This window comes from Bradyrhizobium sp. 137 (assembly GCF_023074095.1).
In the GTDB taxonomy this organism is placed as follows: domain Bacteria; phylum Pseudomonadota; class Alphaproteobacteria; order Rhizobiales; family Xanthobacteraceae; genus Bradyrhizobium.
Genome location: NZ_JADPKU010000018.1, coordinates 32,682 through 58,635, shown reverse-complemented (window position 1 = coordinate 58,635; position 25,954 = coordinate 32,682). Strand labels below are relative to the sequence as shown.

General features: G+C 65.3%; 21 protein-coding genes and 1 pseudogene. 14 read left to right on the top strand and 8 right to left on the bottom strand.

Features of this window, described 5'->3' with window-relative positions:
* Positions 1 to 106 precede the first annotated feature (106 nt).
* The gene (locus IVA78_RS03460; RefSeq protein WP_247275867.1) at positions 107 to 1,690 is read left to right on the top strand and encodes an MDR family MFS transporter; all 1,584 of its coding nucleotides are present in this window, start codon (positions 107 to 109) and stop codon (positions 1,688 to 1,690) included.
* A gap of 14 nt (positions 1,691 to 1,704) precedes the next feature.
* Here the strand turns inward: IVA78_RS03460 and IVA78_RS03455 are convergent, their stop codons facing one another.
* The 6 genes and pseudogenes from IVA78_RS03455 to IVA78_RS03430 all read right to left on the bottom strand — a co-directional run bounded on the left by IVA78_RS03455 (position 1,705) and on the right by IVA78_RS03430 (position 8,726).
* A complete protein-coding gene (locus IVA78_RS03455; RefSeq protein WP_247275866.1) occupies positions 1,705 to 4,203 on the bottom strand; it encodes a GAF domain-containing protein in 2,499 nt (832 codons plus the stop codon).
* Between the two features lie 100 nt (positions 4,204 to 4,303).
* Positions 4,304 to 5,947, bottom strand: a pseudogene (locus tag IVA78_RS03450) (thiamine pyrophosphate-requiring protein); the annotation flags it as partial.
* A gap of 234 nt (positions 5,948 to 6,181) precedes the next feature.
* Entirely contained in the window at positions 6,182 to 6,415 is a 234-nt protein-coding gene (locus IVA78_RS34520; RefSeq protein WP_346015464.1) for a hypothetical protein, read from the bottom strand.
* Between the two features lie 410 nt (positions 6,416 to 6,825).
* On the bottom strand, positions 6,826 to 6,990 hold the full coding sequence (locus tag IVA78_RS03440; protein WP_247275863.1) for a Flp family type IVb pilin: 165 nt from the start codon (positions 6,988 to 6,990) through the stop codon (positions 6,826 to 6,828).
* Positions 6,991 to 7,448: 458 nt separating this feature from the next.
* On the bottom strand, positions 7,449 to 7,685 hold the full coding sequence (locus IVA78_RS03435) for a hypothetical protein (protein ID WP_247275862.1): 237 nt from the start codon (positions 7,683 to 7,685) through the stop codon (positions 7,449 to 7,451).
* A gap of 57 nt (positions 7,686 to 7,742) precedes the next feature.
* Complete coding sequence (locus tag IVA78_RS03430) at positions 7,743 to 8,726, bottom strand: Ku protein (RefSeq protein WP_247275861.1); 984 nt, start codon at positions 8,724 to 8,726, stop codon at positions 7,743 to 7,745.
* Between the two features lie 232 nt (positions 8,727 to 8,958).
* On the opposite strand from IVA78_RS03430, the gene IVA78_RS03425 reads away from it, so the two are divergent.
* The 13 genes from IVA78_RS03425 (at position 8,959) to IVA78_RS03365 (ending at position 24,944) form a co-directional block, all read left to right on the top strand.
* Positions 8,959 to 9,114 (top strand): hypothetical protein, encoded by a 156-nt coding sequence (locus tag IVA78_RS03425; RefSeq protein ID WP_247275860.1) that lies wholly within the window; start codon positions 8,959 to 8,961, stop codon positions 9,112 to 9,114.
* Between the two features lie 243 nt (positions 9,115 to 9,357).
* Positions 9,358 to 10,029, top strand: coding sequence for a response regulator transcription factor (locus IVA78_RS03420; RefSeq protein ID WP_247275859.1), 672 nt, complete (start codon positions 9,358 to 9,360; stop codon positions 10,027 to 10,029).
* A gap of 84 nt (positions 10,030 to 10,113) precedes the next feature.
* Positions 10,114 to 11,490 (top strand): sensor histidine kinase, encoded by a 1,377-nt coding sequence (locus IVA78_RS03415; RefSeq protein ID WP_247275858.1) that lies wholly within the window; start codon positions 10,114 to 10,116, stop codon positions 11,488 to 11,490.
* 161 nt (positions 11,491 to 11,651) lie between these two features.
* Entirely contained in the window at positions 11,652 to 13,052 is a 1,401-nt protein-coding gene (locus tag IVA78_RS03410; RefSeq protein WP_247275857.1) for a hypothetical protein, read from the top strand.
* Positions 13,053 to 13,152: 100 nt separating this feature from the next.
* Positions 13,153 to 13,422, top strand: coding sequence for a hypothetical protein (locus IVA78_RS03405; RefSeq protein WP_247275889.1), 270 nt, complete (start codon positions 13,153 to 13,155; stop codon positions 13,420 to 13,422).
* Between the two features lie 130 nt (positions 13,423 to 13,552).
* Positions 13,553 to 14,659 carry a c-type cytochrome biogenesis protein CcmI gene (gene ccmI / locus IVA78_RS03400; protein WP_247275856.1) on the top strand — a complete coding sequence of 369 codons (1,107 nt, stop codon included), beginning with the start codon at positions 13,553 to 13,555 and terminating at the stop codon, positions 14,657 to 14,659.
* Between the two features lie 37 nt (positions 14,660 to 14,696).
* Positions 14,697 to 15,236, top strand: coding sequence for a cytochrome c maturation protein CcmE (gene ccmE / locus IVA78_RS03395; protein WP_247275855.1), 540 nt, complete (start codon positions 14,697 to 14,699; stop codon positions 15,234 to 15,236).
* Entirely contained in the window at positions 15,233 to 17,215 is a 1,983-nt protein-coding gene (locus IVA78_RS03390; protein ID WP_247275854.1) for a heme lyase CcmF/NrfE family subunit, read from the top strand. The genes ccmE and IVA78_RS03390 overlap by 4 nt, the downstream gene beginning before the upstream one ends.
* Positions 17,216 to 17,219: 4 nt before the next feature.
* Positions 17,220 to 17,702, top strand: coding sequence for a cytochrome c-type biogenesis protein (locus tag IVA78_RS03385; RefSeq protein ID WP_247275853.1), 483 nt, complete (start codon positions 17,220 to 17,222; stop codon positions 17,700 to 17,702).
* 281 nt (positions 17,703 to 17,983) lie between these two features.
* Complete coding sequence (locus IVA78_RS03380) at positions 17,984 to 19,561, top strand: Do family serine endopeptidase (RefSeq protein WP_247275852.1); 1,578 nt, start codon at positions 17,984 to 17,986, stop codon at positions 19,559 to 19,561.
* Between the two features lie 274 nt (positions 19,562 to 19,835).
* On the top strand, positions 19,836 to 20,516 hold the full coding sequence (locus tag IVA78_RS03375; RefSeq protein WP_247275851.1) for a response regulator transcription factor: 681 nt from the start codon (positions 19,836 to 19,838) through the stop codon (positions 20,514 to 20,516).
* The gene (locus IVA78_RS03370) at positions 20,500 to 21,960 is read left to right on the top strand and encodes an ATP-binding protein (protein WP_247275850.1); all 1,461 of its coding nucleotides are present in this window, start codon (positions 20,500 to 20,502) and stop codon (positions 21,958 to 21,960) included. The genes IVA78_RS03375 and IVA78_RS03370 overlap by 17 nt, the downstream gene beginning before the upstream one ends.
* Positions 21,957 to 24,944, top strand: a complete 2,988-nt coding sequence (locus IVA78_RS03365; protein ID WP_247464304.1) for a bifunctional [glutamine synthetase] adenylyltransferase/[glutamine synthetase]-adenylyl-L-tyrosine phosphorylase — start codon at positions 21,957 to 21,959, stop codon at positions 24,942 to 24,944. The genes IVA78_RS03370 and IVA78_RS03365 overlap by 4 nt, the downstream gene beginning before the upstream one ends.
* Here IVA78_RS03365 and IVA78_RS03360 read toward each other — a convergent pair.
* Together IVA78_RS03360 and fdhD are read right to left on the bottom strand one after the other, a co-directional pair.
* Complete coding sequence (locus IVA78_RS03360) at positions 24,901 to 25,134, bottom strand: formate dehydrogenase subunit delta (RefSeq protein ID WP_247415445.1); 234 nt, start codon at positions 25,132 to 25,134, stop codon at positions 24,901 to 24,903. The two genes, IVA78_RS03365 and IVA78_RS03360, sit on opposite strands and share 44 nt — an antisense overlap.
* A complete protein-coding gene (gene fdhD / locus IVA78_RS03355) occupies positions 25,124 to 25,951 on the bottom strand; it encodes a formate dehydrogenase accessory sulfurtransferase FdhD (RefSeq protein ID WP_247275847.1) in 828 nt (275 codons plus the stop codon). The genes IVA78_RS03360 and fdhD overlap by 11 nt, the downstream gene beginning before the upstream one ends.
* Positions 25,952 to 25,954: the final 3 nt, after the last annotated feature.

Below are 25,954 nucleotides of genomic sequence, written 5' to 3'. Positions count from 1 at the left end.
CACCCATGCGCCCCGGTGCCTGCCCGGGAAGGATTTTGCTGTCTACATTGGGCTGCATAGAACGAATCCTTCGCGGCGTTGCGCCGCCACACGACGTCCGAGCGAGATGAACAAGTTCGACCGGCAGAGCAGTTCTGCCGACATCCAGGCGTTGCCTGACGACATTGCCGAAGAGCTGTCCCGCCTTCCGAGCGAAGTCATCAGCGTCGATGACGCGCCATCCGTCGCCCCGCCAGTGCCGCTGTCACAGGACGAGGTCCGCACCATCGTCATCAGCCTAATGGTGACGATGTTCCTGGCCGCGCTCGACCAGACCATCGTGGCGACCGCGCTGCCGACCATCGGACGCCAGTTCCAGGACGTCTCCAGCCTGTCCTGGGTGATTACGGCCTATCTGCTCGCCTCGACCGCGGTCGCGCCGGTGTTCGGCACGCTCAGCGACATCTACGGCCGCAAGGCCATGATCATCACTTCGCTCAGCCTGTTCGTCGCGGGCTCGGTGCTGTGCGCGATCGCGCCGAACATGCCGATGCTGATTCTGGCGCGCGGTCTTCAGGGCCTCGGCGGCGGCGGCATCATGCCGGTGGTGCAGACAGTGATCTCTGACGTCGTCTCACCGCGCGAGCGCGGCCAATACCAAGCCTATTTCTCCAGCGTCTGGATGGTCGGCGGCATCCTCGGCCCGGTCATCGGCGGCGTGTTCGCCGAGCATCTGCACTGGTCGATGATCTTCTGGATCAACCTGCCGCTGGCAGCCGCCGCGATCGCGCTGCTGCTGCCGAGGATGAAAAAGATCCCGGTGTTCCACCGCAAGCGAAAGGTGGATTGGCTCGGCGGCGTGTTGCTGATGGCGTCCGCCGTCGTGTTCATGCTGGTGCTGACCTGGGGCGGCACGCGCTATGCCTGGCTGTCGCCGGCCGTGCTTGCGATGCTGGGTGGCGCCGTCGCGCTCGTCGTGACCTTTGTCTGGCACGCGCGGCGTGCGGACGAGCCGTTCCTGCCGCTGCCGCTGCTCGGTGGGACTGTCGCGCCGTTCGCCCTGACGGCCGGCGGTTGCGGTCTCGGCGCGATCACGGGCCTCACCGTGCAACTGCCGCTTTATTACGAGCAGGTCTATCATCTCACCGCCAGCGAGGCCGGGCTTGCGCTGATTCCGCTCGCGGCGGTTTCGACCTGCGGCGCGGCGATTGCCGGCCGCACCATGGCGCGCGCCAAGCACTACAAGCGCGTCGCCATCATCGGCACGTCCTGGGCTGCGCTGTGCGGCCTTGGCCTCACACTCACGACCTTGCCGCTATGGGGCCTCCTCACGCTGATGGCCGCGTTCGCGCTCGGTCTCGGCACGACCTTCCCGGTGTGCGTGGTCTCGCTGCAGAACTCGGTCGCGCGTCCGCAAGTCGGCACCATCACCGGCGCAATGAATTTCTTCCGCTCGCTGATGTCCTCGTTCACGGTCGCGGCGTTCGCGGCGATCCTGCTGATCGCGCTCGGCACCGACGTTCCGCTCGCGGGCGAGCATCACGCCGCAGGCAGCGTCGCAATCCCCGCCGACGAGATGCGGCACGCCTTCCGTTACGTGTTCGGCGCCGCCACCGCGCTGATGACCATCGCCGCGCTCTGCCTGATTGCGATGGAGGAGCGGCCGCTCGCCGGGCCCGCCACCGCGCAGCCGGTCGAGATGGCGGAGTAGGGAATCGCAGCCAGTTAGGCGCGGCTTCGCTCCGGAAAGCTGCTCTTCCGCGGCAGCAGGATCGTGAACTCCGTGAATGCGCCGGGCTCCGTCGTGACGTCGATGGTGCCGCCGTGCTGCTTCACCACGATGTCGTGGCTCATCGACAGCCCGAGGCCGGTGCCTTCGCCGGCTGGCTTGGTGGTGAAGAACGGATTGAACATCTTCTCCCTGACCTCGTCCGCAATGCCGGTGCCATTGTCGCGGATGCGGATCTCGATGCTGTCGCCGCGGTCGCGCGTCGCAGCGATCACCACCGGATCGTAATCGGCTGCGCCCTCGGCCTTGCGCTTGGTGACCGCGTGGAAGCCGTTCGAGATCAGGTTCAGCAGCACCCGGGTGATCTCCTGCGGAAACACTTCGGCTTGCCCGGCCGCGGGATCCAGTTCGCGCTTCAGCGTCACGTCGAATCCCGGCTTCTCGGCGCGTGCGCCGTGATAGGCGAGGTTGAGGCTCTCCTCGACCAGCGCGTTGATGTCGCTCAGCCCATGGTCGCCGCCGCCTTCTCGCGAATGCAGCAGCATGTTCTTGACGATGGAATCGGCACGTCGTCCGTGCTGCACAACCTTTTGCAGATTGCCCTTCAGAAGCCCCGTCAGCTCGTCGACCTCCGCGCGGATGTCGTCTGCGAGCATGACAGGCGCAAGCACCTCGTTCAGCTCGTCCGTCAGCTCGGCGGAGAGAGAAGCAAAATTGTTGACGAAGTTGAGCGGGTTCTTGATCTCATGGGCGATGCCGGCGGTGAGCTGGCCCAGCGATGCAAGCTTCTCGGTCTGGATCAGCCGGTCTTGCGCGGCGCGTAAGTCGTCGAGCGATTTTGCTAGCTCGCGGGTACGGTCCTGCACCTCGTTGAACAGGCGCGTGTTCTCGACCGCGATGACGGCCTGATCGGCAAAGGTCTTGAGCAGATTGATCGCCTTCTCCGGAAAATGACCGGGCTCCCGCCGCGTCACCGCGATGGTGCCGATCGCGATGCCGTCGCGCAGCATCGGCACCACGAGGATGCTGCGATAGCCCCGCGTCCGCGCCAACTCCTTCATGGCCTCGGTGAGATCGGGTTCGCTCTGCATGTCGCTGCGGAAGGCATATTGTCCGCTTCTTGCCACCCGGCTGTGAATGCCTGACGCCGACAGCGGCGTCGGGAAGGAGCTGAGCAAGTCTGCGTTGCCGGCCTCAACGTCCGTGGTGAAGGCTGCCAGATGCAGCATGCCGTCGACGACGCGTGTGACGGTGGAGGAGTGCCCGCCGATCAGCGCCTTGGCGCTGTCGGAGATGGCCTGAAACACCGGCGTCACGTCGGCAGGCGAGGCCGCGATCACCTTGAGGATGTCGGCAGTCGCGGTCTGACGTTCCAGCGCTTCCCTGGTGGCGTTGAACAGGCTCACATTCTTGATCGCGATCACCGCCTGGTCGGCGAAGGTCTGTAGCAGCCGCACGTGATGCTCGGCGAAGCGGCCGGTCGCCCGGCGCGTGGCGATGATGATGCCGATGGCTTCGCCCTCGCTCATCAACGGCGTGAACAGCATGCTGCGATAGCCGCGGGCGCGCGCGATGTCGCGCGCGGCCGGCTCGAGCTCGGTGTCGGGCAGTTGCGCCGCGGCGCCATTGGCCACGAGCGGGTATGGCGGGAACTGCGCAAAGGGCACCGGAAAGGAATTCTGGAGCACACGATCCCCGGCCGGATCGGTCGGGGTGAATGCCGCAAGGTGCGCGGCGCCGTCGATGTAGCGCAGTACCGCCGTGGAGAAGCCGCCGATCAGGCGATTGGCATTGGCGGCGATGGCCTCGAACACCGGCTGCACGTCGGATGGCGAGGCGGCCATCACCTTGAGGATGTCGGCGGTTGCGGTCTGGCGCTCCAGCGCCTCGCGCGTCTCGTTGAACAGCCGTGCATTCTCGATCGCGATCACGGCCTGGTCGGCAAAGGTCTGGAGCAGCTGCACGAGATCGGGCGCGAACGCGCCAGGCTCGGCGCGCGTGACGCTGATCATGCCGACCGGGGCGCCCCGGTTCATCAGCGGCATGAACAGCACGCTGCGGAAGCCGCGCAGCCGCGCCAGCCTTCGGTTCAGCTCCGGGACGTCGGCAGCCTCGCTGTCGGGAAACTGGATCGTCTCGCCATCGCGCACGAGGGCAAACGTTGGGAAGTCCGCGATCTTGCGCGGGAACGACGCCTTGAGCCCTTCGTCCGCCGCCGGACTGGTCGGCGTGAACGCCACGAGGTGCAGCTCGTCGCCGATGAACTGAAGTACGGTGGCGGAGAAGCCGTCGAGCAGGCGTTTCGAACTGGACGCGATCGCCGCGAAGACCGGCCGGGCGTCGGAGGGCGAGGCTGCGATGGTACGAAAGATCTCGGCGCTGGCGTTCTGGCGATCCCGCGCGACCGCAAGCTCGCCGCGCAGCCGTGCATTCTCGGTTGCGGCCGACTGCAATCGCTGTTCGAGTTCTTCGATTTCGTTGGAAGGGACGGTCATTCCTAATCCGGCTTGATGCCGCGACAAGCGCGGCACCGGGCCGGATTATCACATCTTCTGCGGCCGGAGCCAACGCCCCGCCGCTGAAGCCCGGCCGGGCTCACGTGCCCGGCCGCGACACCTCCGTTTCCTTGCTGGTGATGAACTCCAGCAGCACTGGTATCCCTTCCCGCGTTTTCTGGATCCCGCGCTTGATCGCGGGCACGATGTCCTCCGGCCTCAACACACGCTCGCCATAGCCGCCGAAGGCGCGCGCCATCGCGGCGTAGTCACCGGAAATGTCGGTCGAGCGATATTTCTCGGTCGAGACCGGCATCACCTTCAATTCGATCGCCATCGAGAAATTGTTGAGCAGGATCGACATGATCGGGATGCGCTCGCGCACCGCGGTCTCGAAATCCATGCCCGTAAAGCCAATGGCCGCATCGCCCCAGACATTGATACAGAGCTTGTCCGGCTTCGCGAGCTTGGCGCCCATCGCGAGCCCAAGCCCATAGCCGAGCTGCGTCGTCTTGCCCCAGCCGAGATAGCTGAGAGGCTCGACCGATTTCCAGAATGGCGAGAGCTGGTCGCGCGGGCTGCCGGCATCATGCGTGATGATGGTGTTGTGGATGTCGACGGTGTGCTGCAGGTCCCAGAGTACCCGATACGGGCTGAGTGGCGCATCGTTGCTGGTGAGTTTCGGCATCCATTTCGCCAGCCACTGCTCGTGTGAGGCCGCAATCTCCGCCGCGACCACGGAGGCATCACGATCGGACGTAACCGACCTGCCGATCTCCTCCAGCAGTGCATCGAGCACGAGGCCGGCGTCGCCGACGAGGCCGATCCTGGCTTCCACATCCTTGTTGAGATGGTTCGGGTCGAGCGTGGAGTGGATGACGGTCTTGCCCTTCGGCATCGCGATGCCGAAATTGGTCTCGGTGAAGGAGCAGCCGACGCCGAAGATGACGTCGGCTTCAGCCAGAAACTTCGGGACCGCGCGCGGCACCGCGAGCCCGCCCGAACCGAGCGAGAGCGGATGTGTTTCCGGAAAGGACGACTTGCCGCCAAGACTGGTGGTGACGGGGATAGCCAGCCGTTCGGCCAGCCGTCTCAGTTGCGGCCACGCCTGCGCGTAATGCACGCCCTGGCCGGCATAGATCACCGGCCGTTTTGCGTTCACGAGCAGGCTGGCTGCTTCCTTCACGTGAACAGGATCGGCGCCGTAGCGCGTGCGCAGCACCGGCGTGTAGTCGAGCGGCTCCGGCACCTCCTCGTTCCACATGTCGGCCGGTATCTCGACGATCACAGGCCCGCCGCGGCCGTTCTTCAGCTTGGTGAAGGCGCGGCGGAAGATGTTGGCGACCTCGGCCGCGAGGTTGATCGGCTCGGAGGATTTCGCAAATGGCTTCATCGCCTCGCTGGAATTGAAGTTCGGCTCGATATGCGTAAGCCTGCGCGGATAGCCCATCGGCAGCACCAGCACGGGAACGGACTCGCCGAAACACTGCGCAACGCCGCCCATCGCGTTCTCCGCGCCCGGCCCATGCTGCATGCAGAACGCGCCGATGCTGCGCCCCGATGACACCCGCGAGATCGCGTCCGCCATGTGGATGCCGACGCGCTCCTGCCGCACCATCACGGGCCGGATCTCGGCTTTCGCCGCATGCTCGATCAGATGGTTGACCGGATAGCCGCAGAGGATCTCGATGCCCTCACGCCGCATGATTTCCGCGATTGCGGTGCCGAGTTTCATGGCGTCTCTCTCCTGAGGCTTGGCCGGTTGGCCCGGCTGATTGGAGGAGAGAGGATCAGGAAATTGGGTGAGGGTAAAGCGCGAGCAGACGGTAGTCGCGGTAGGTCAGCCATGCGGTGTGCTGCGGTAGCCCGGCTGGCGTGCAGTCCGGAAAACTGCATCCGCGGAGCCACTCCCGGTGTTCAAGCGGGCTGCAATCTTGCCAGCCACTCAGCCGTTTTTGCCAACGGCCGAGAAACTTCCCTATTTGCAATTCTTGCAAATCGTCAGCTTTCGCTTCAACGCCTCATCGTCCTGATCAATCGATGATTGCCCCGCGAGGCCATTTGTCTCCAGATTGGAACTGGAGCCCTTTGCTGCACGTGACCTCACGGGCGGCGTCACCTGACTTTGGGTGTCATGGTCGTCGGCGGCGCCTATGCTGAAGCCATCGTAATCGGCGGCCGGATTCGGCACCTGCGGCGCACCGCCGATCACGGGGGGCGAAGCTTCTCTGCCGGATGGCGCCGGCGGAATTCTGGAGTTTGTTGCGCTCCCGCGTGGCGGCGATGTATTGGGGGGAGCAAGCGAAACCGGTGGCGCGGCCGAACTCTGTCCTCTGGCGCTGTCGCCCGAGCAGACGCCGACCAACATAAGACTGAGAGCCAAGAGCGCCACGCTTCTCATCCGCATCCTTCAAGCAGCTCTGGTTCATCCATTGACGGCATGGCTCGTCGAGCCATGTCGTGCCGAAGGATATCAGGACTTGCATGGCCGTCAAAGCGCGGCGCTGCGAAGCGTCGCTGCGCTCGGAATGACGAGATGGGGAAGGCATGCTCCGGCAAGGCGCCGCGAGCCATGCTGAAGTCAGTGCCCGGGAAGTCCGCCGCCTCGGGCGACGGCGGCCGTTACTTCATCGACGAACTGATCGAGTTGAACTTGTTGTTGAGGAGCTGGCTGCCCGTGTTGTTCACGACGGTCACGATGGCCAATGCAATGCCGGCGGCGATCAAGCCGTATTCGATGGCCGTGGCGCCAGTCTCATCGGCAAGGAAAGACCTAAGCAAACTCATTGCCAACTCCTCTTCATCCGATCCAATGTATGGCCGCGTCGTTTTCGAACTCGTCAATCGATCGAATAGATTTTCTTCGCGCCAAAACAATTAAACCCAGGCGAGCGCGCCACTGCTTCATACGTTGACATTCATTAAATTAAAGTTCCCTCATCCCATCCAAATGCGCGCAATTCGGCGCACTCTCAGTGGCAGCCGCAGCGTCCGCTAGGACGGCCTCGTTGTGCCGGCAGGCGGCGTTTCAGCACGGCGGCGAGGGGGCCGACAAAGTCCCATCGTGCCCGGCTGCGACTGCGCCGTGTGCGCGGCCCAGTGCTCAACTTCGTCTCCCGCAGGAATATCCTGGTTCACGCGCAGAGCGCCGCAAATCGGAAAACGAGGGTCTCGCTTAGCGGATTATTGAGCCTGTTCGTCAAGAGGTCGGCAAGCATGCCAACCGAAGGTGGCGACCATCGCTCTCATGCGCGCCGGCCGTCCGCATTCAGCGCCCGCAACATGGCGATGCGGGCAAACATCACCCAGCCGCCGCCGGTCTCGGCCGCATTGATCAAGGTTTCGATGGCAGTCTGCCAGTGCGCCTCGTGCTGCGCGTCGTCCGGCAGCTGCATGATGTAGTCCGCCGCCTCCTGAAGCGTGAGCAAGTTGCGCTTGTTGCTCACACGAACTGGATCGTCGAACGCCGTCGACCAGGGCATGTCAGTCCGGCCGACCGGCGAGGGGGGACATCACGCGAGATCGTAAGTGTGAGGTCGCTAACCGGCCTTCTTCGTTCGCGCTGGCGCGCGTACCGGCTTGTCGGCCCTTTTCGAAGCCTCTTTGGGCGCGGTTTTCGCCGCAGCGTCCTTGCCGCTCTTGCCGGCGATTGGCAGCAGCATCTCGCGCTGGCCCTCGACGCGCTTCTTCGGCTTCTTGCCTTTGACGGTCTCCTTGGCGACCCCCGCCGCGGGAGCTGTCTCCCGCTCGCTCGCGAGACTCTTCTTCAGCGCGTCCATGAGGTTGATGACGTTGCCGCCAGTCTTCGGTGCCGCCTTGGCCGTGATCGGCATGCCGCTGCGCTTCTTGTTGATGAGATCGATCAGCGCGGTCTCGTAGTGATCCTCGAACAGCTCGGGCTCGAAAGCGCCGGACTTCTTCTCGACGATGTGCTTGGCAAGGTCGAGCATGTCCTTGGTCAGCTTCACGTCCTGGATGTCGTCGAAATATTCTTTTTCGCTCCGCACTTCGTAGGGATAGCGCAGCAACGTGCCCATCAGCCCGCTATCGAGCGGCTCCAGCGCGATGATGTGCTCGCGGTTGGTCAGCACCACGCGGCCGATCGCGACCTTGTCCATGCTGCGGATGGTTTCGCGGATCACCGCATAGGCGTCATGGCCCACCTTGCCGTCGGGCACGAGGTAATAGGGACGGATCAGGTAGCGGTTGTCGATGTCCGCCTTCGGCACGAACTCGTCGATCTCGATCGTGTGCGTGGAGTCCAGCGCGATCTCGTCGAGCTCGTCCTTGGTGACCTCGATATAGGTGTCGGTATCGACCTTGTAGCCCTTGACGATGTCCTCGGACGTCACCTCGTCACCGGTCTCCGCATCGACCTTGAGGTACTTGATGCGGTGGCCGGTCTTGCGGTTGATCTGGTTGAAGGAGACCTTCTCGGTATCCGAAGTGGCGGGATAGAGCGCGACCGGACAGGTCACGAGCGATAGACGCAGAAAACCCTTCCAATTGGCGCGGGGGGCCATGGGCTACTCCAAACGCAACGGGGACAGGCGACTAGGATACCATCAGGGAACAACGAATCATAGCAAGGCGGGTTACTGAATCTTGCAACTGCGTTAACCGGCCGCTGGGCCTGCGCTCCTGCCGGATCGAAGCGTAAAGGCCGGAACATCATATTCAATCACGCGTTGGCTCGAGACATCGGCTGCGAGGAGGTCGCGGCTATCGAAGCGACGTCCAGAGATTGAGGGCATTATGGCAACCACGCGAGAGCGGCATCAGATCGTGGAAACTCCGACCGAGGCGCGCCAGGGCGAGCCCGGGCCTTCGGTGGCGGCGCTGCTTGCCATCTCGACGGGCCTTGCCGTCCTGATCCTCGCCGTCGTCTGGTTCGTGTTCTTCCGGACTTGACCCGGCTGGATCCGAACGCCACGGATCTTCATATTCGCCGCGTGACGCAGCACTTTGCGCCCGCCATGCCCCCGGCTCGCCCGGTTGCGTGGCGGGCGCAGTCGCGTCGGCGCGTCAGAGGTCGTATATGACCAAAAAGTAACCTGGCCGGTTCCCCGCGTTCATATTCGGTTCACGCCGGAATTGCTCATCTCTGGCCGTGGTCATGCAGCCTGTTCTGGCAGCCAATCTTTGGAGAGAAGCGTGCGCCTGCTCGTTGTTGAGGACGACCCCGATCTCAATCGCCAGCTTACCAAGGCGCTGACCGACGCCGGTTACGTCGTCGACCGCGCTTTCGACGGGGAGGAGGGGCATTATCTCGGCGACAACGAGCCTTACGACGCCATCGTGCTCGACATCGGCCTTCCGAAGAAGGACGGCATCTCGGTGCTGGAGGCCTGGCGCCGCAACGGCCGTACCATGCCGGTCCTGATCCTCACCGCGCGCGACCGCTGGAGCGATAAGGTGCAGGGGTTCGATGCCGGCGCCGACGACTATGTCGCCAAGCCGTTCCATTTGGAGGAGGTGCTGGCACGCATCCGCGCGCTGCTGCGCCGCTCGACCGGCCACGCCCAGAGCGAGCTCAGCTGCGGTCCCGTTACGCTCGACACCAGGACGGGCCGGGTCAGCGTGTCAGGCAATCCCGTGAAGATGACCTCGCACGAATATCGGCTTCTGGCCTATCTGATGCACCATTCCGGGCGCGTCGTCTCCCGCACCGAGCTGGTCGAGCATCTCTATGACCAGGATTTTGACCGCGACTCCAACACAATCGAGGTCTTCGTCGGCCGCATCCGCAAGAAGCTCGACGTCGACATCATCCAGACCGTTCGCGGGCTCGGCTATCTCCTGACCCCGCCCAGTCCCGGCGCTTGAAGCGGCTTGACGGGCGGCCCGCCAAGGGCCTTGGTCCGGTCATGACCGATGCCCTGCCATCCTGCGCCTCCCGGGATCGTTCCGATGCCCGCTAGCTCACTTGCGAACCGCCTGTTCCTCTCGGCGACCGCGTGGCTCGTGGTGATCCTGGCCGTTACCGGCGTCGTGCTGTCCTCGGTCTACAAGAACGCCACCGAGCGCTCCTTCGACCGCCGTCTCAATCTCTATCTCCGCACGCTGATCGCCGAGGTCGCCACCCCCGACGAGCCGCCCGACCGCCAGTTCCAGTCGCTGGGCGAGCCCTTGTTCGACCTGCCGCTGTCCGGCTGGTACTGGCAGATCACGCGGACCGACACCGAGAAGCCGGAAGTGCGCTCCTCGCGCTCGCTCTGGGACAAGAAACTGCCGAAACTGGAAGAGCAGGGTGCCGAGCTCACCGCCGCCGGCATTCGGCTCGCTTATGTCGACGGGCCGGAAGGGCAGAACCTGCGCATGGTGGAGCGGCCGGTCGATCTCGGCGCCGACGGCAAATTTCTCGTCAGCGTCGCCGGCGACGACACCGAGATTTTCGACGAGACGCGGAGCTTCGACTATTACCTCGGCGGCACGTTTACGGCGCTTGGCATCGTGCTGCTGCTGACGACCGTGTTCCAGGTCCGCTTTGGTCTCGCGCCGCTCAAGCGCATCTCGGAATCCATCGCCGACATCCGCTCGGGTCGGGCGGAGCGGCTCGAGGGTGAATTTCCTGTCGAGATCGCGCCTTTGGCGCGCGAGACCAATGCGCTGATCGATGCCAATCGCGAAATCGTTGAACGGGCGCGCACCCATGTCGGCAATCTCGCCCATGCGATCAAGACGCCGCTCTCCGTCATCGTCAACGAGGCCGGCGCCCACGGGGCCGATCCGTTCGCGGCCAAGGTGATGGAGCAGGCGGACGTGATGCGCGACCAGGTTGCCCATCATCTGGAGCGCGCGCGCATTGCGGCACGGGTCTCGGTGGTCGCGACGGTGACGGAGGTGGCGCCCGCGATCGAGGCGCTGCGGCGGACGATGGAGAAGATCCACCGCGACCGCGGCATCGTGGTCGAGGCCAAGGCCGATCCGTCTGCGAGGTTCCGGGGCGAGCGCCAGGATCTGGATGAGATGGTCGGCAATCTGGTCGACAATGCCTGCAAATGGGCAGCCTCACGCGTCTTCATCGAGGTTGCGGTCGAGACGCCGCAACTGGCCGGCGCCGGCCCGCGTCTGCGGATCATCGTCGACGATGACGGCCGCGGCCTGTCGGAGGCCGAGCGTGCCCAGGTCTCCCGACGCGGCCAGCGGCTCGACGAGTCCAAGCCGGGCTCGGGGCTGGGACTGTCGATCGTGACCGACCTCGCCGCGCTTTATGGCGGCAGCCTCTCCCTCGGCGGCGCGCCGATCGGGGGCCTGCGAGCCGAACTGGTCCTCCCGGGATTATAATCTCTTGTTCTCATTTGATTTTTCGCCGTGGCGGATGCTTCTGCGGCAAAACCGGGGGGCATTCGAGGCGACTTCCTAAACGGCTTCTTAAGTGGGAAGCTCCTAAGATCGCGCCCGGACGCATCCCATGTCCGCCATTTTACCGTGCATGACCCGGGCGCATGAGCCAGACATCGATCGAGCGGCTGAGGGAATATCTCGCGCAGCTCCCGCCGCAGTCGCAGGCACTGCTGATGCGAGAGTTCGAGCGCGCGCTGGAGCGCGGCCAGGACACGGCTGTCGCGACCCTCGTGCTTGAGCAGTTGCGCAAGATCGTCCGCAAGAGCGAAGCCGACGAAGCCCCGCCACCGCGCACGGACGATCTGTCGCGGCTTCTCTTCCAAGTGCTGGAACCGTTCCTGGTCGAGGCGGGCACCCCGGTCCGGGTCGGACAAATCCGCCGCTCCTCGCTGCATCCAATCTGGCAATGGCTCGGGCGTGACGGCGCCCCGGACAAAGTCAATGAATTCGAGGCGGCGCTGGCCCGCATACCGCTAGACAGTGCAGGCCAGGTCGAGGCGCTGGCCTCCAGGCTCCAGGCGGTGGCGGCGGACGCCATCTTCGAGCTGACGGGGCCAGGCGGCGGCGACAAGTCGCGCGCGCTGGCCCGTGTCGGCCCGCCCAACGTGATCGAGGACCTCTATTCAATCGGTGCGGTGCTCCAGGTTCGGGAAGCCATCGCCGCCCTGAACGAGAAGTTGCCGCGCTTCCTGCGCGCCTTCGGCGATTCCCAGATCGCCTCGGTGACGTCGGCGCTCAACATTCCAGTCCTCCAGACCCCGCAGATGCTGCCCTTCGCGCTGTCCATGGTGGTGCAGCGGATGACCGCGCCGTGGCAGATCATCCGCCTCGCTATCAAGATTGCCGCCTCGGACGACGAGATCCGCGTCGCGGCAACGCCCTACGGTGTCGCCGTCACGATCGCCCTGCACGATCTGTCCTGTGTGGCCGCGGTCCTGCGCATGGACATCAAGCGCGGCAATTTCGACAACGTCGCCGGCAATCTCAAGGCGCTGCATGACGGCGTGCGCGGCCTGCGCACCGAGCTCGACCTGCGCAACGATTCCGCTTGGGGCAAGCAGCTGGTCTCGATCCGCGCCGACATCTCCAATGCGCTGCAATCCGAGATCGACAGCGTTCCCGGCCGCGTTCGTCGCATCCTGCGCCAACGCGCCGAGAAGGACATTCCGCCGGGGGCGCGAATCGACAGCACCGAGGTCGAGGAAACCGTGGCGCTGATCGATTTCGTCGCGGCCTGCCGCAACTATGCGAGTGAGCTTGCGATCAACGAGGTGACGCTGCGCACCTATTCCGACCTCCAGCAATATGTCGAGCGCTCGACCGAGCAGCTGGTGCAGTCGCTGCGCTCCGCCGATCACAAGGTCCGCACCTATCGGCAGCAGCAGGTGCAGGCCGCGATCCGCTTCTGTCAGGTGCTGTTCGGCGACGATTACGCCTCGCTGATGAGTCGCGCGGCAGAGAATGCGGCGACGGGCGAGCGCAAATCGTCGCGCGCAAGCTGATCCGAGCGCATAATTTCGTTATCACAATTTCTGGTTGACGGTGCCGATATCGCGCCCTACGGTCGCCATGCAAGTCCGGGGAATTTCTATTTGTGGGCGCATGAAACCCGTTATCAGCTCCATCGAAATCGAGAACCGCGTCGTTGTTGCCAAATATCAGAGACTGATGGTCGGCGCGAAGGTGGTGCTGGTCGAGAAGGCAAGCGGCCGACAATTGTCTGAAACGCTCACCAGGGTCGCGTCTCCGGTTCCAGTCGGGGCGCTGCGCATCCGATTGCCGGATGCGGTCAGGCCGGGAACATATTTCCTGAAGGCCTTCAACGGGCACGGCGAGGATGCCGCGCAAAGTGCGGACTTCGACATCGGCTAAGCTGTTGGAGTTTCATCGTTTCGGACCGGGCGCGGTCGCGCCGAATTGACAATTGTCAATTGCCGCCTCCTCCGGCCGTGGTGTAAAGCCACCTATAGGCGCGGATCGCGCGCCGCCGGAAGCTTGCCAGATGACGCTATGGTTCGTGTTCGCGCTGATGACAGTCGCGGCGATTTTCGCCGTGCTTCTGCCGCTCGGCCGCAGCGGAGCCGCGCAAAGTCAAGGCAGCGAGATTGCGGTCTACAAGGACCAACTGGCCGAAATCGAGCGTGATCTCGGCACCGGACTGATCGCCGCTCCTGAAGCCGAGGCGGCCCGCGTCGAGATCAGCCGCAGGCTGCTCGCCGCTGCCAGCGAACCTGCCATGGCGCCGAAATCGAGCCTCAAATGGCGCCGCGCGGCCGCGGTGCTGGCGTTGACTGGCCTGCCGATGGTTGCGATCGGGGTTTACATGCCGCTGGGCTCGCCCAGGCTTCAGGACTTTCCCTTGGCGCAGCGCGAGCGCGGATCCGGATCCGGGGTGGCGCAATCGCTCGAGAATCTCGTCGTGCAGGTCGAGCAACATCTGGAAAAAAATCCGACTGACGGTCGCGGCTGGAACGTGCTCGCGCCGGTGCTGGAGCGGCTCGGCCGCTTCGACGATGCGGTGCGTGCCTATCGCAACTCGCTCACCTACAACGGCGAGAGCGCCGAGCGCCGGTCCGATCTCGGCGAGGCGCTCTCGGCGGCCGCCGGCGGGGTCGTGACCGCCGAGGCCAAAGCGGAATTCGAGCGTGCGCACGCGCTCGATGCCGATGATCCCAAGGCGAACTACTTCCTGGGGCTCGCCGCCGAGCAGGACGGCCGCAAGGATGATGCGGCCAATATCTGGCGCGCGCTGCTGGCGAAGGCGCCGGCGGATGCGCCGTGGCGGTCCCTGGTGCAGTCCTCGCTGGCGCGGGTCGGCGGCGGCACGGTGCCGGCGCTGTCGGACGAGACGATCGCAGCCTCCAGGGATATGGCCGAGGGCGATCGCAACGCGATGGTGCGCGGCATGGTCGAACGCCTCGCCACCCGCCTCAAGCAGAACGGCGACGACGTCGAGGGGTGGCTTCGCCTGGTGCGCGCCTATCTCGTGATGGGCGACCGCGGCAAGGCGGTGGGGGCATCGGCCGATGCCCGCCAGGCGGTTGCCGGCGATGCCGAGCGGCTGCGCCAGCTCAACGAAGGGCTCAAGACTCTCGGGCTCGACGGATGACGATTTCGGGACCAGACGAGCGGAGAACGGATACGCCATGACGCGCAAGCAGCGACGTATGACCATCATCGGCGGCTCGCTCGCCGTGCTTGCGCTCGCCGCCGCGCTCGTGCTCAACGCATTGCGCGACTCCATCGTGTTCTTCTCGACACCAACCATGGTCGCCGAGAAGCACGTCGAACCCGGCAAGCGGTTTCGTCTCGGCGGGCTGGTGCAGCCCGGCTCGCTCCAGCGCGGCGACAATCTCGCGGTGACCTTCGAGGTCGCCGACGGCAACGCCAAGCTGCCGGTCGCCTACAAGGGCATCCTGCCGGACCTGTTCCGTGAAGGGCAGGGCGTCGTTGCCGAAGGCGCACTCGACAGCAACGGCGTGTTCAAGGCCGACACCGTGCTCGCCAAGCACGACGAAACCTACATGCCCAAGGACGTTGCCGATGCCCTGAAGAAGCAGGGCCACTGGAAGGACGATTACGACGCCAAGGCCTCTGAAGCCAAGGCCTCTGACGCCAAGGCTTCGGGCGGCAGCAAGCCCGCGGCCACGGCGGCGCAGGGCAATCCGCAGGGAGCCGTGCGGTGATCGCAGAATCCGGACATTACGCGCTGGTGCTGGCGCTCGGGCTTGCACTGATCCAGTCCGTCGTGCCGTTGATCGGTGCACGCCTGCACGACACCGCCCTGATGAACGTGGCGCGGTCCACCGCGCTGGCGCAGCTGCTGTTCGTCGGGGCATCGTTCATGGCACTTGTGATGCTGCACGTGAGCTCGGATTTCTCCGTCGCCAATGTCTACGAGAATTCCCACTCGATGAAGCCGCTGCTCTACAAGATCACCGGCGTGTGGGGAAATCACGAAGGCTCGATGCTGCTGTGGGTATCGATCCTCGCTTTGTTTGGCGGCCTGGTTGCCGCTTTCGGCAACAATCTGCCGCTGTCGCTGCGCGCGCACGTGCTGAGCGTCCAGGGCTGGATCGCCAGCGCCTTCTATCTCTTCATCCTGATGACCTCGAACCCGTTCCTGCGCATCACGAGCCCGCCGCTCGAGGGACGCGATCTCAATCCTGTGCTCCAGGACATCGGTCTCGCCGTGCATCCGCCGATGCTCTATCTCGGCTATGTCGGCTTCTCGATCTCGTTCTCCTTCGCCATCGCGGCGCTGATGGAGGGGCGGATCGACGCGGCTTGGGCGCGCTGGGTGCGGCCGTGGACGCTGGTGGCCTGGATCTTCCTCACGCTCGGCATCGCCATGGGCTCGTACTGGGCCTATTACGAGCTCGGCTGGGGCGGCTGGTGGTTCTGGGATCCGGTCGAGAACGCCTCGCTGATGCCGTGGCTCGCCGGCACCGCGCTGCTGCATTCGGCGCTGGTCATGGAGAAGCGCAACGCGCTGAAGGTCTGGACCATCCTGTTGTCGATCCTGACCTTCTCGCTGTCGCTGCTCGGCACCTTCCTGGTCCGCTCCGGCGTCATCACCTCGGTGCATGCTTTCGCGACTGACCCGACCCGCGGCGTGTTCATCCTGCTGATCCTCTGCCTGTTCATCGGCGGCAGCCTGGCGCTGTTCGCGGGCCGTGCCACCTCGTTGAAGCAGGGCGGCCTGTTCGCGCCGATCTCCCGCGAGGGTGCGCTGGTGCTGAACAACCTGCTGCTTACCGTCGCCTGCGCGGTCGTGCTATTCGGCACGCTCTATCCGCTGGCGATGGAGATGCTGGCCGACTTCAAGATGTCGGTCGGCGCGCCCTTCTACAACCTCACTTTCGCGCCGCTGTTTGCCCTGTTGCTGTTCGCTGTACCGTTCGGGCCGATGCTGGCGTGGAAGCGCGGCGATCTGCTCGGCGTGACGCAGCGCCTGCTCGCGGCGGGCGTTGCCAGCCTCGTCGCAATCGCCATCGCCTGGGCCTGGGCGCGCGGCGGCAGCGCGCTGGCGCCGCTGGCGATCGGGCTTGGTGTTTTCGTCATCGCCGGCGCTGTCACCGACATCGTCGAGCGGACGGGCCTGGTTCGCCTGCCGTTCGCCACAGTGCTGAACCGGGCGCGTGGCCTGCCGCGCTCGGCCTGGGGCACCACGCTGGCGCATGCCGGCCTCGGCGTCGCGCTGATCGGAATCGTCTGCGAGACCACCTGGAACAGCGAATATATCGCGACGATGAAGCAGAGCGACGTCGCCCATGTCGCCGGCTACGACGTGAAGCTCGATCGGTTGTTTCAGCGTCAGGGCCCGAACTACCGGGAGATGATCGCCGAGTTCAATGTCAGCCGCGACGGCGAGACGCTGAGCATGATGACGCCGTCCAAGCGCAGCTTCACAACGCGTGGCTCGTCCACCACCGAAGCGGCCCTGCTGACGCGCGGCGCGAGCCAGCTCTACGTCTCGCTCGGCGATGCCACCGCCGAGGGTGCCATTGCCGTGCGCATCTATTACAAGCCGATGGTGCTGCTGATCTGGTGGGGACCGGTGCTGATGGCGTTTGGCGGCGTGCTGTCGCTGTCCGATCGCCGCTTGCGGGTCGGTGCGCCGAAGCCGGCGCGGGCCAAGCAGCGGCTCCAGCCCGCGGAGTGATCCGATGCGCCGGATGTGGTTCGTGATCGTCGCGCTAATGCTGCTGGCCTCGCCTGCGGCGCATGCCGTGCAGCCCGACGAGATCATGTCGGATCCCGTCAAGGAGGCGCGTGCGCGCGAACTGTCGCGCGAGCTGCGCTGCATGGTCTGCCAGAACCAGTCGATCGACGATTCCGACGCGCCGCTGGCGCGCGATTTGCGGCTGCTGGTGCGCGAGCGGATTGCCGCCGGCGACAGCAATTCGCAGGTGCTCGACTTCCTGGTCGCGCGCTATGGCGAGTTCGTGCTGCTGAAGCCGCGTTTCGAACGCCAGACCCTGCTGCTATGGCTGCTCGCGCCGCTTCTGTTGGCTGGCGGCGGCCTGGCGCTATGGCTGCAAATCCGGCGCCGCGCGCGGAGCGGTGCAGATCTGCCAGCACCGCCGCTCACGCCCGAGGAAGAGGCGCGGCTCGCGGGATTGATGTCGGACGATGCGAAGTCGCAATAGCGTGGCGCGGCTTAGAATCCCAAGTCCAACGGCCTTAAGGGGTGCCGCTGCGGAGCAATCTAGGTCGCCAAAAGCTGTTCTGATGCGTTTCACCGGAACCCGACTAAGTTCCTGTAGGACCAGAACTTTTAGCCTGCGTTAAACTGCCGCATCGCCGCTGCCTTCATTACGAAAGTTTAACCCTGCCGCCAGCGCGCGGTAAGGCGGGAGCCCCCATGTTCAGGTCCGTAAGGTGCTGGCATCCGGCACCAAAAGAAATTCAAGGCCCTGGAGATCTCTGCATGACCGACCGTTCCGACCTCTCGCACCTCCCGTCCTACCGGCAGCCGCGCCGGTCGGTATTCTCCGCGCGCAAGATCGCGCTGATGGCCTCGGTCATCGCCGGCCTCGGCGCGGGCGTCTATGGCTTGAGCCCGTCGACCTCGCCGGCCGACCTGTTCTCCAGCCCGGCGCATGCGCAGGTCAATCAAGAGGTTCGGAAGGTCGAGCGTCCGATCGGCTTTGCCGACATCGTCGAGCGCGTGAAGCCGTCGGTGATCTCGGTGAAGGTCAACATCAAGGAGAAGACCGCGAGCAACGATGACGGCGACGATTCCTCCTCGCCGTTCCAGCCGGGCTCGCCCATGGAGCGCTTCTTCCGCCGCTTCGGTGGTCCGGATGGTTTCCCGGGCCTGAAGGGCGGCCGTGGCCGCGTCGTTCAGGGCCAGGGCTCCGGCTTCTTCATCTCGCCCGATGGCTATGCCGTGACCAACAATCACGTGGTCGACGGCGCCGACAAGGTCGAGGTCACCACCGACGACGGCAAGACCTATACCGCCAAGGTCATCGGCACCGACCAGCGCACCGACCTCGCCTTGATCAAGGTCGAGGGCAGCTCGAATTTCCCGTTCGCCAAGCTCGCCGACGGCAAGCCGCGGATCGGCGACTGGGTGCTCGCGGTCGGCAATCCCTTCGGCCTCGGCGGCACCGTGACTGCCGGCATCGTCTCGGCCAGCGGCCGCGACATCGGCAATGGCCCCTATGACGATTTTATCCAGATCGACGCGCCCGTGAACAAGGGCAATTCCGGCGGTCCGGCCTTTAACACCGAGGGGGAGGTGATGGGCGTCAACACCGCGATCTACTCGCCCTCCGGCGGTAGCGTCGGCATCGCCTTCTCGATTCCCGCCAACACCGTGAAGAGCGTGGTGGCCCAGCTCAAGGACAAGGGTTCGGTCAGCCGCGGCTGGATCGGCGTGCAGATCCAGCCGGTGACGTCTGACATCGCCGACAGCCTCGGCATGAAGAAGGCCGAAGGCGCGCTGGTCGCGGAGCCGCAGGCGAACGGTCCGGCGGCGAAGGCCGGCATCGAGTCCGGCGACGTGATCACCGCGGTCAATGGCGAGCCCGTCAAGGACGCTCGTGAGCTTGCTCGCACCATCGGCGGCATGGCGCCCGGCGCCTCGGTGAAGCTCAACGTGCTGCACAAGGGCCAGGACAAGGTCGTCAATCTCACCCTCGGCCAGCTGCCGAACACGGTCGAGGCCAAAGCCGACACCGACAATGACAGTGGCAAGGGTGCGAGCCGCGGCACCGACGTGCCCAAGCTCGGCATGACCGTTGCTCCAGCCAATTCCGTGGCCGGCGCCGGCAAGGAAGGCGTCGTGGTCACCGAAGTCGATCCGAAGAGCGCCGCGGCCGAACGCGGCTTCAAGGAAGGCGACGTGATTCTTGAAGTCGGGGGCAAGAGCGTCAGCACCGCCGCCGAAGTCCGCGATGCCATCAACACGGCGCGGACCGATAACAAGAACAGCGTCCTGATGCGCGTGAAGAGCGGCGGGCAGTCGCGCTTCGTCGCCGTGCCCATCGCCAAGGGCTGAGGCCTCAGGAGGCTTACGAGATGAAGGGTGTCGCCGGCATCAGTCGCCCCCGCCGACGGCGCCCTTCGGGGGAGCAGCGCAACGTTTGCTTCCCCTGTCTACCTTCCGGTGGAATTACGCCCCCCTCCGTCGGAAGGCCTAGGGCGGTGAAGTCCCCCCAGCTTCACCGCCCGCCTTTTCCCCGATCCGAGATCGTTCCGCTCGGCTTGCATGCGATTGCCGCTCGCGCCATGTTTAGAGAAGGTTCACTCCCTTGACTGCCGCCGAACGCACGATGCGCCTCCTCATCATCGAAGACGACCGCGAATCCGCCGACTATCTCGTGAAGGCGTTTCGCGAAGTCGGACACATTGCCGATCATGCCGCCGACGGCGAGGAAGGTCTCGCCATGGCCGAGAACGGCGATTACGACGTGCTGGTGGTCGACCGCATGCTGCCCAAGCGCGACGGCCTGTCGCTGATCGGCGCGCTGCGCGACAAGGGCAACACCACGCCGGTGCTGATTCTCTCCGCGCTCGGACAGGTCGACGACCGCATCAAGGGCCTGCGCGCCGGCGGCGACGATTATCTGCCAAAGCCTTATTCGTTCGCCGAACTGCTCGCCCGCGTTGAGGTGCTGTCGCGCCGCCGCGGCGGGCCCGCCGAGGACACGCTCTACCGCGTCGGCGATCTCGAGCTCGACCGGCTGTCCCACCGCGTCGCCCGCGGCAAGGACGAGCTGACGCTCCAGCCGCGCGAATTCCGCCTGCTCGAATACCTCATGAAGCACGCCGGCCAGGTGGTGACGCGCACCATGCTGCTCGAGAACGTCTGGGACTATCATTTTGATCCGCAGACCAACGTGATCGACGTGCACATTTCGCGGCTGCGCTCCAAGATTGACAAGGGCTTCGAGCGCCCGCTGCTGCATACGATCCGCGGCGCCGGATACATGATCCGTGACGGCATTCGGTAAACTCGTCCGCACCACGGCATTCCGGCTGACGCTGGTCTATCTGCTGCTGTTCGCGATGTTCGCGGCTTCGCTGCTCGCCTATTTCGCCTGGAATACGCGGCGGCTGATCACCGAGGAGATCACGCAGACGGTGAATTCCGAGACCTCGGAGATCAACGAGATCTACGGCCGCCGCGGCCTGCGGGGCCTCGTGCTCGCGATCGAGTACCGGGCGCTGCGGCCGGGCGCAAACCTCTATCTGGTGACTACGCCGACTGGGCAGGCGATCGCCGGCAATGTCGGCTCGCTCGCGCCCGGCGTGATGGCGACGCGCGGCTGGTCCGAGACAGCCTATCGGCGGATCGAGGATGCTGACGAACGCGATCATCGCGCGCTGGTGCGCGTCACGGAGCTGGAGAACGGCTTCCGGCTTCTGATCGGCCGCGATCTCGACGAGCGGCGGCGCCTGTTCGGCATCGTCGCGAAGGCGGCGCAATGGTCGATCCTGATCGTCGTGGTGCTCGGCCTCGGCGGCGGCGTCTTCGTCGCGCGCCGCGTGCTGAGGCGCATCGATGCCATGACCGGCACTGCGCAGCGGATCATGACTGGTGATCTCAGCGAGCGCCTGCCTGTGGGGCGCAGCGGCGACGAGCTCGACCGTCTCGCCGAAAACCTCAACGCCATGCTGGAGCGGATCGAGGCGCTGATGGCTGGGCTGAAGGAAGTCTCCGACAACATCGCCCACGACCTCAAGACGCCGCTGACGCGCTTGCGCAACCGCGCCGAAGAGGCGCTGGCGAAATCGGGCTGCGAGGCGGACTACCGTGCAGCGCTGGAGCGCACCATCGAGGAATCCGACGGGCTGATCCGCACCTTCAACGCGCTTCTGATGATCGCGCGTGCCGAATCCGGGCAGGCGCGCGGCAACATGGACGATTTCGACGCTGCCGAGGTCGCGAACGGCATCCACGAGCTCTACGAGCCGCTGGCTGAGGATGACGGCATGACCCTGAAGGTCAAATGCGAGCCGGCGCCGGTTCACGCCAATCGCGAACTGATCAGCCAGGCGCTCGCCAATCTCGTCGAGAACGCGATCAAATACGGCAAGCCGGCGGCGCAGACCGCGGGAACCGTGGTCAGCATGGACGTGAGGCAAATCACGATCGAGGCGAGGCGCGATGGCGACCAGGTGCTGCTCAGCGTCACCGACCGTGGTCCGGGGATCCCCGAAGCGGATCGCAAGCACGTCGTCGAGCGATTCGTGCGGCTGGAGGCCAGCCGCACGCTGCCGGGCTCCGGCCTCGGCCTCAGCCTCGCCTCGGCCGTTGCGACATTGCATGGCGGTGAGTTGCGCCTAGGCGATGCCCATCCCGGTCTCGTTGCCACGCTGGTGCTGCCGGCGCGCGCGGGCGCCGGCGACAGGGTTGCTCCGCCAATACCGGATGTGCCACAGAAGGTGGCATGAACCACTCCGCGCCGGGAAACGCGGACAAACATGGTGAGAGCCTCGCGGCACGCTTCGCCGAGGCTCCCTATGTTGCCGCTTCCACAACCGACCAAAGACGCTTCGAAAATTGGCTGGCCGAGCTCGAGCCGGTGCAATCGACCCGTCTCGAATCCCTGCTGGTCCGTCCCTTTGCGCGGGATATTCTGACCGGCATCGCGCAATTCTCGTCCTATCTGTTCGATCTGATTCGCGCCGATCCCCCGCGCCTGATCCGGTTGCTCGAATGCGATCCGGAGGTGCATCTTGGGGCGCTGATGGCGGAGGCGAGGGGCGCCGTGCTCGCGGCGCCGGATGAAGCCGAGGTGATGCGCCTGCTTCGCCGGATGAAGGCGGAGGCGGCGCTGCTGATCGCGCTGTGCGACATCGGCGGCGTCTGGCCGGTGATGCGGGTGACGGCGGCGCTGACGGATATCGCGGTGTTCTCGGTGCAGGCGGCGCTGCAGTACTTGCTGCGGCAGGAAGCTGCACGCGGCAAGCTCTCACCGCCCGATCCCGAGGCGCCCGAAGAAGGCTGCGGGCTGATTGTGCTCGCGATGGGCAAGATGGGCGCGGGGGAGCTGAACTATTCAAGCGACATCGATCTCATCGTGTTCTTCGATCCCGATGCGACGACGCTCGCGCCCGATATGGAACCGCAGCCGTTCTTCGTGCGCGTGACGCAAGGCATGGCGCGCATTCTCCAGCAGCGCACCTATGACGGTTACGTGTTCCGCGTCGATCTGCGGCTGCGGCCCGATCCGTCCTCGACCCAGGTGGCGATCTCCCGCGATGCCGCGCTGAACTATTACGAGCGGGAAGGGCGCACCTGGGAGCGCGCCGCGATGATCAAGGCGCGCGCCTGCGCCGGCGATCCCCGCGCGGGTGAAGCGCTTTTGGCAGAGATCGCGCCCTTCGTCTGGCGCAAGCATCTCGACTTCGCCGCGCTTGCCGACGTGCACGAAATGAAGCGACAGATGCAGACCTATCGCGGTCAGAGCGAGGTCGCGGTCGAGGGCCATAATGTCAAGGTCGGGCGCGGCGGCATCCGCGAGATCGAGTTCTTCGCGCAGACGCAGCAGTTGATTGCGGGCGGCCGCCATCCGGAATTGCGGGTGCGGCCGACGCTCAATGCGCTCGACGTGCTCGCCTCCAGCAACTGGATCACGTTCGCGGCGCGCGACGAGCTGACCACGGCCTACGAATTTCTGCGCCGGGTCGAGCATCGCCTCCAGATGATCGCCGACGAGCAGACCCATACACTGCCCGAGGACAAGGAGGCGGTCGAGCGCTTCGCCTGGTTCTTCGGCTACCCGGATCGGGAGGCCTTTGCGCGCGACCTGTTGCACCAGCTCCAGATCGTCCAGGGGCACTATGAAAAACTGTTCGAGGGCGATGATCCGACCGGGACGGCCAAACTGCCGGCGCTCGACTACAGTGCCGGTCCCGACGATCCGCGCCTGCTCCAGCACATTGCGGCGCTCGGCTTCAAGAAGCCGGCCGCCGTCGCGCAGACCGTGCGCGACTGGATCACCGGCGACTATCGCGTGTTCCGCAATGAGGCGACGCGCAACGCGTTCGTCGAATTCGTGCCGGCCCTGATCGACGGTCTTGCCCATGCCGAGGAGCCGGACCGCGCGGTCGTGGCGTTCGATCATTTCCTCGGCGCGCTTCAGCGCGGCGGCCGGCTGATCACGCTGCTCGGCCAGAACCGCGATCTGGTCGCACTGGTGGCGCTGGTGCTAGGCGCGGCGCCCCGGCTCGGCGAGATGCTGGCGCGGCAGCCGCAGCTCATGGACGGCCTGATCGATCCGCGCTTCTTCGGCGCCATGCCGGACAGGCAGGAATTGTCGGGACGGTTAGCTGCGACCGTGCAGGACGCGGGCTCCTATGAAGAGTTCCTCGATCGCCTGCGCCTGTTCGGACAGGAGAGCCTGTTCCTGATCGGTACGCGTATCCTGTCCGGCACGGTCTCGGCGCAGCAGGCGAGTACCGCTTTTGCGGACGTCGCCGAGGGCATCGTCCACACCGTGCATGGCCTCGTTGCCGAGCGCTTTGCCGCCCAGCATGGCCGCATTAGGGATCAGCAGACCGCGATCATCGCGATGGGCCGGCTCGGCAGCCGCGAGATGACGGCGTCGTCCGATCTCGACCTGATCCTGCTCTACGATTTCGACAGCGACAATCCGGACTCCGATGGTGCGAGATCGCTGCAAGGTGCCCACTATTTCGCCCGCTTTACCCAGCGTCTGATCAGCGCCTTCACGACGCGCACCAATTACGGCGTGCTCTATGAGATCGACATGCGGCTGCGTCCGTCGGGACGCGCCGGTCCCGTGGCCTCGAGCCTGGTTTCGTTCGCGGACTACCAGGCGAACGAGGCCTGGACCTGGGAGCACATGGCGCTGACACGCGCGCGCGTGGTGTCGGCCTCGCCCGAATTCCGGGAACGAATCGAGCGCGTCATCCGCGACGTCTTGACCCGACGCCGCGATCCCGCCATCACCGCCAACGACGTTGCCGACATGCGGCGCGCCATCGCCCAGGAGAAGGGCGAGGCCGATTGCTGGGATCTCAAACATGCCGCCGGCGGTATGGTCGACATCGATTTCATCGCGCAATATCTCCAGCTCGTGCACGCCCACGACAAGCCGGAGATCCTCGACGTCAGCACCATGCAGGTGTTGGAAAATGCATGCAGGCTCGGCGTGCTCGCGCAGTCTGAAACCGAGATATTGCGTGCCGCGGCCCGGCTCTATCACGACCTGACGCAGATCTTGCGGCTCTGCGTCAGCGATCGCTTCAAGCCGGAGACGGCGGGCACCGACCTCTTCCGTGTGATGGCACGCGCCGGCGATGCGCCGGATTTCTCGTCGCTGCAGGCGCGAGTGAAGGAGACGCAGAGCGAGGTGCGGCGCGTGTTCAGGGCGCTGCTGGAAGGGTCGTCGTCTGCTTCAGCGAGGTGAGGGCCTCGCGGACATCAGGCGCAAGGTCGGCGCCGCCCGCATCGAGATGGGCGAAGATCGCGCGTTTCATACGGGGATCCCAGAACTTCTTGATGTGCTCGGCGATGCCCGGCACGGCCCTGTCGTGGCCTTGACTCTGGAAGAATGTGCCGATCTGGTTGGCCATGTAGATCAGACGGTCAGGCGACATCGGCAACCTCCCTGGCATGGCGGGCGACGACCCGGTCACCATGCGAAAACACTTCGAAGCCGTCTTGGCGGGCAATGGCAATCAGCGTGATGCCGGCGGCTTCCGCCGTGCGCACCGCGAGCGCGGTCGGCGCCGACACGGCAACCATCATGGGGGCGCCGATCGCGGCTGTCTTCTGCACCATCTCCACCGAGACGCGGCTCGTGAGCAGCACTATGCCGCCGCGCGCATTGGTGCGGCTGCGTGCCAGGGCACCGGCAAGCTTGTCGAGCGCATTGTGGCGGCCGACGTCCTCGCGCAGCGCGACGATGTTGCCGGTAGGGGACCAGAACGCGGCGGCGTGTACGGCCCGGGTCTGTAAATTGATCGATTGTAGCGGCGCGATGGCCTGCATCGCCGTCATGACCTCTGCGGCCGTGAAGCTCTGCCCCTGCGGCACCACGGCCGCCGGCCGCACCGCCTCGGCAATGGACTCGATGCCGCAGATGCCGCAGCCGGTCGGACCTGCGATGTGGCGACGACGCTCGTTGATGCGCGCGGCATGTTTCGGCGCCAGCCACATGCGCAGCTCGATGCCGTCGTCGAGGCGGACGATTTCGAGCGATCGGATCTCGTCGGCCGATCCGACGATGCCTTCGCTCACGGTGAAGCCGACGGCGAAGTCCTCGAGGTTCTGCGGCGTCCCCATCATGACGGCGTAGGTGCCGCCATTATAGGTCAGCGCCAGCGGCGTCTCCTCCGGGATCAGCCGCGCGCCTTCAGAGGCCGTCCCGTTGCGCCAGATTTCACGATCGATAGCCTGGACCGCTACGTGCATGCC

Coding starts and splice junctions, on each gene's coding strand:
- IVA78_RS03460 (WP_247275867.1), top strand. CDS start 107: ATGAACAAGTTCGACCGGCAGAGCAGTTCTGCCGACATCCAGGCGTTG.
- IVA78_RS03455 (WP_247275866.1), bottom strand. CDS start 4,203: ATGACCGTCCCTTCCAACGAAATCGAAGAACTCGAACAGCGATTGCAG.
- IVA78_RS03440 (WP_247275863.1), bottom strand. CDS start 6,990: ATGAGTTTGCTTAGGTCTTTCCTTGCCGATGAGACTGGCGCCACGGCC.
- IVA78_RS03435 (WP_247275862.1), bottom strand. CDS start 7,685: ATGCCCTGGTCGACGGCGTTCGACGATCCAGTTCGTGTGAGCAACAAG.
- IVA78_RS03430 (WP_247275861.1), bottom strand. CDS start 8,726: ATGGCCCCCCGCGCCAATTGGAAGGGTTTTCTGCGTCTATCGCTCGTG.
- IVA78_RS03425 (WP_247275860.1), top strand. CDS start 8,959: ATGGCAACCACGCGAGAGCGGCATCAGATCGTGGAAACTCCGACCGAG.
- IVA78_RS03415 (WP_247275858.1), top strand. CDS start 10,114: ATGCCCGCTAGCTCACTTGCGAACCGCCTGTTCCTCTCGGCGACCGCG.
- IVA78_RS03410 (WP_247275857.1), top strand. CDS start 11,652: ATGAGCCAGACATCGATCGAGCGGCTGAGGGAATATCTCGCGCAGCTC.
- IVA78_RS03405 (WP_247275889.1), top strand. CDS start 13,153: ATGAAACCCGTTATCAGCTCCATCGAAATCGAGAACCGCGTCGTTGTT.
- ccmI (WP_247275856.1), top strand. CDS start 13,553: ATGACGCTATGGTTCGTGTTCGCGCTGATGACAGTCGCGGCGATTTTC.
- ccmE (WP_247275855.1), top strand. CDS start 14,697: ATGACGCGCAAGCAGCGACGTATGACCATCATCGGCGGCTCGCTCGCC.
- IVA78_RS03385 (WP_247275853.1), top strand. CDS start 17,220: ATGCGCCGGATGTGGTTCGTGATCGTCGCGCTAATGCTGCTGGCCTCG.
- IVA78_RS03380 (WP_247275852.1), top strand. CDS start 17,984: ATGACCGACCGTTCCGACCTCTCGCACCTCCCGTCCTACCGGCAGCCG.
- IVA78_RS03375 (WP_247275851.1), top strand. CDS start 19,836: ATGCGCCTCCTCATCATCGAAGACGACCGCGAATCCGCCGACTATCTC.
- IVA78_RS03365 (WP_247464304.1), top strand. CDS start 21,957: ATGAACCACTCCGCGCCGGGAAACGCGGACAAACATGGTGAGAGCCTC.
- IVA78_RS03360 (WP_247415445.1), bottom strand. CDS start 25,134: ATGTCGCCTGACCGTCTGATCTACATGGCCAACCAGATCGGCACATTC.
- fdhD (WP_247275847.1), bottom strand. CDS start 25,951: ATGCACGTAGCGGTCCAGGCTATCGATCGTGAAATCTGGCGCAACGGG.